Here is a 1,085-nt window from a genome sequence, read left to right on the forward strand (position 1 = left end):
TAAGTGACTAGGCAGATATTTTCATGCATAGTGCCGATAGGATTTCAGCTTAGGACGGCAGCATGGCAAGTCGCTTCATCTCTCCCCTGGCAGAGGACGACCGACAGGCGTTGGCCCATGTCCATCAGTACGGTCAGAAACGTGCCTCACGCCGTCGCGCTCATGCGATCCTCCTGAGCGATCAAGGCTATACCATCGCCCAGATCAGCGAGATTTTGGAGGTTGGAAGAAACACGCTGACCATCTGGTTCCAGAAGTGGGAAGCCTCCGGTCTCGAAGAACTCGCCGATAAGCCCCGCAGTGGCCGTAACCCGATCCTTGATGACAGCGATCGAGAGCGGTTGCAGGCCTTGGTGGAGGAGCATCCGCACCAACTACGCACCCTGCAGGCTCGGCTGCAGGAAGAAACAGGAAAAACCTTCAGCACGGACACCTTGCGCCGGGCATTGAAAAAAAAAATCAAAATAGCTTCAAGCGCATCCGGCGCTCACTGAAGGGCCGCCGTGATGAGACGGATTTTCGCAATACGCAGGGCCTTCTGAAAGTGCTCCAGGAGAGAGAAGATCGAGGCGAGCACGAGCTCTACTATTTCGATGAGTCAGGCTTCTCGCAGTCATCATCGGTACCTTATGCATGGAGCGCTATCGGAAAGCCATGGGAGGTCACGGCGTACTCACATAGCCATAGGCTGAACGTGCTGGGCTTCGTGAGCCGAAAAGGGAAGCTGGTCTACCACACGACTACCGAGTCGGTCACGACGGAGACAGTCATCGAGGCGTTTGATCAGTTTGTGGCTCAGAAAGACCCCGATGCTTTCGCCGTGGTGGTGCTGGACAATGCCAGCATGCATCGTTCCAAGGCGTTCAAGCGCAAGATTCTGGAATGGATGTCGCATCGCGTGCATCTGATCTACCTATCCGCTTACTCGCCAGAGCTGAACTTGATCGAGATCCTGTGGCGACAGATCAAATACTACTGGCTACCCTTGGGAGCCTATCTCTCGTTTGATCGGCTCTGCGCTGAGGTCCATCGCCTGCTCGGGGACTATGGCACGGGACGCACGATTAATTATGCATAATCACTTA

Annotated in this window: 1 protein-coding gene; it reads left to right on the forward strand. The window is 54.8% G+C overall.

Annotated elements, in window-relative coordinates; all coding sequences use genetic code 11:
- The first annotated feature begins 62 nt into the window (after window positions 1-62).
- Window positions 63-1,078, forward strand: a protein-coding gene (locus HALO32_RS00005) for an IS630 family transposase (protein ID WP_151441739.1) whose coding sequence is annotated in 2 segments (ribosomal slippage) — window positions 63-449 and window positions 452-1,078 — 1,014 coding nt in all. Because the reading frame shifts where the segments join, the coding sequence is not laid out codon by codon here.
- The last annotated feature ends 7 nt before the right edge of the window (window positions 1,079-1,085 follow it).

The organism is Halomonas lysinitropha (genome assembly GCF_902500215.1).
Lineage (GTDB): Bacteria > Pseudomonadota > Gammaproteobacteria > Pseudomonadales > Halomonadaceae > Halomonas > Halomonas lysinitropha.